Here is a 2,657-nt window from a genome sequence, read left to right as displayed (position 1 = left end):
CCGGGTTGTCGGTGACTGATGTCGATGCGGTGGAGGCGCACGGCACCGGAACCAGACTGGGTGACCCGATCGAGGCACAGGCGCTGCTCGCCACCTATGGGCAGGGCCGGGCGCCGGGCCGTCCTCTCTGGCTGGGTTCGGTGAAGTCGAATATTGGTCATACGCAGGCGGCTGCCGGTGTGGCCGGGGTGATCAAGTCCGTGCTCGCGATGCAGCATGGTGTGTTGCCGGCGACGTTGCATGTGGATGAGCCGACGTCGGAGGTGGATTGGTCGGCGGGCGAGGTGTCGCTGCTGACCGATGCGGTGGTGTGGCCGGAGGTGGATCGTCCGCGCCGGGTTGGTGTGTCGTCGTTCGGTATTTCCGGCACGAACGCGCACGTGATCGTGGAGCAGGCGCCGCAGCTCGAGCCGATGGCCGTGGACGGATCCACCGACAAACCCGCTCCGGTCGTGTGGCTTGTCTCCGGTGCCGGCGAACGCGCGATGCGGGCCCAAGCGGGTCGGCTGGCCGCTTGGGTGGCCGAGCGGCCGCACGCCGAACCGGCCGCGATCGGCGCGGCGCTCGTCCGGGAACGGGCGGAACTGTCACACCGCGCCGCGATCGTGGGCGCCGACCACGAAACCTTGCTGACCGGGCTGAAAGGGCTCGCGGAGCAGGCGTCCGGGCACCCGGGTGTCGTGACCGGACGGGCGACCGATGGCCGGCTCGGGATCGTCTTCGCGGGGCAGGGCGCGCAACGCCTCGGAATGGGCCGCGGGCTCTACGGCCGGTGGCGAACCTTCGCCGAGGCCTTCGACGCGGTGTGCGCCGAGCTGGACCCGCTGCTGGGCGGCTCACTGCGCGACGTGGTCTGGGGCGAAGACCCGGACCTGCTGACCACCACCGGCTGGGCACAGCCCGCCCTGTTCGCGCTGGAGACCGCGCTGTACCGGCTGGTCACCTCGCTGGGCGTACGCCCGGACGTCCTGCTCGGCCACTCGGTGGGCGAGATCGCTGCGGCGCATGTTGCCGGGGTGCTCGACCTGGCCGACGCGTGCGCCCTGGTGGCCGCCCGATCCCGCCTGATGCAGCAGTTGCCGGCCGGCGGCGCGATGGTCGCGGTCGAGGGCACGGCGGAGCAGATCGCGCCGCTGCTGGTGCCCGGCCGGGTCGAGCTGGCCGCGGTGAACGGTCCCACGTCGCTGGTGCTGTCCGGCGACGAGGAGGCGGTGCTCGCCGCCGTCGACGGCTGGCCGGGCCGCACCCGTCGCCTGCGGGTGTCGCACGCGTTCCACTCGCACCGCATGGAGCCGATGCTGACCGAGTTCGCCGAAACCCTCGACGGACTCCGGTTCCACCCGGCGACGCTGCCGGTGCTGAGCAATCTGACCGGAGCGCCCGCCGTGATGGACGCCGGTTACTGGCTCGCCCAAGTGCGCCGGCCCGTGCGGTTCGCCGACGGCGTGGCCGGCCTTCGGGACCATGCGGTCGCCACCGTACTGGAAGTCGGTCCGGATCCGGTCCTGACCGCAGCCGTGACCGACTGCGACCCAACGATCGTCGCGGTGCCGCTGTTGCGGCGGGACCGCGACGAGGCGCAGACCCTGCTGACCGGCCTGGCCGCTGCGTGGACCCGCGGCGCCGCGGTGAACTGGCCCGCGACGCACCCGCCGGGATCCCGGGTCGACCTTCCCACCTACGCGTTCCAGCACGAACGGTACTGGCTCATCCGGACCCCCGGACACGGCGACGTCACCGCCGCCGGCGTGGGCGCGACCGGGCACCCGCTGCTCGGCGCCGCCGTCGGTCTCGCCGACGGTAACGGCAGCGTGCTGGCCGGCCGGATCTCCTTGGCGTCCCAGCCCTGGCTCGCCGACCACGTCGTCGGCGGTGCCGTTCTGGTGCCCGGCACGGCACTCGTCGACCTGGCCCTGCGCGCCGGTGACGAGGTCAGCTGCGACCGTCTGGTCGAGTTGACCGTGCACACGCCGCTCGTTCTGAGCGAGCGGGGCGCCGTGCGGCTTCAGGTGATCGTCGGTGGCGAGGACGGGACGGGCCGGCGTTCGCTCGAGGTCTATTCCCGGCCCGACAACGCGGACGACCGAGCCCGCGAGCATGGCGACCAGGCCGGCTGGGTTCGTCATGCCGACGGCGTCCTGGCCCCCGGCGCGACCGCCGGGCCCGACCGGATCGAGATCGAAGCCGGTGAGTGGCCGCCCGCAGGCGCCGAGCGGGTGCCGCTGGACGGTTTCTACCAGCGGTTGGCGGGCGTCGGCTACCGGTACGGGCCGGCCTTCCAGGGTCTGCGCGCGGCGTGGCGCCGGGGTGAAGAGGTCTACGCCGAGGTGGAGCTACCCGCTGCGGTGCGTGGCGCGACCGCCGGGTTCGGTGTTCATCCGGCGTTGCTCGACGCGGCATTGCACAGCGTGTTGCTCGACGCGAAGCCCGACGAGGTGCGGTTGCCGTTCGTCTGGAAAGACGTCGAACTACACGCGACCGGGGCGACCGACCTACGGGTGCGGGTCGTTCCCGACGGCCAGGATGCGGTGTCCGTCGCGGTGACCGACGTGTCCGGCGCGCCAGTCGTGTCGGTGCGGTCGCTGCTGTTGCGCGCGGTGTCGCCGGAGCAGTTGGCGGTTGGTGGCGATCCGGCGTTGGACTCGTTGTTCCGCGTC

1 protein-coding gene is annotated in these 2,657 nt (G+C 72.5%); it reads left to right on the top strand.

Annotated features, from left to right (window positions below):
* The coding region (locus Adu01nite_RS47320) for a type I polyketide synthase (protein ID WP_203735986.1) at window positions 1-2,657 on the top strand (2,657 nt) is incomplete at both ends.

Origin of the sequence: Paractinoplanes durhamensis (assembly GCF_016862175.1) — a bacterium.
Lineage (GTDB): Bacteria > Actinomycetota > Actinomycetes > Mycobacteriales > Micromonosporaceae > Actinoplanes > Actinoplanes durhamensis.
The sequence above is the reverse complement of the archived record's forward strand: the minus strand, read 5'-3'. Positions and strand labels throughout refer to the sequence as shown.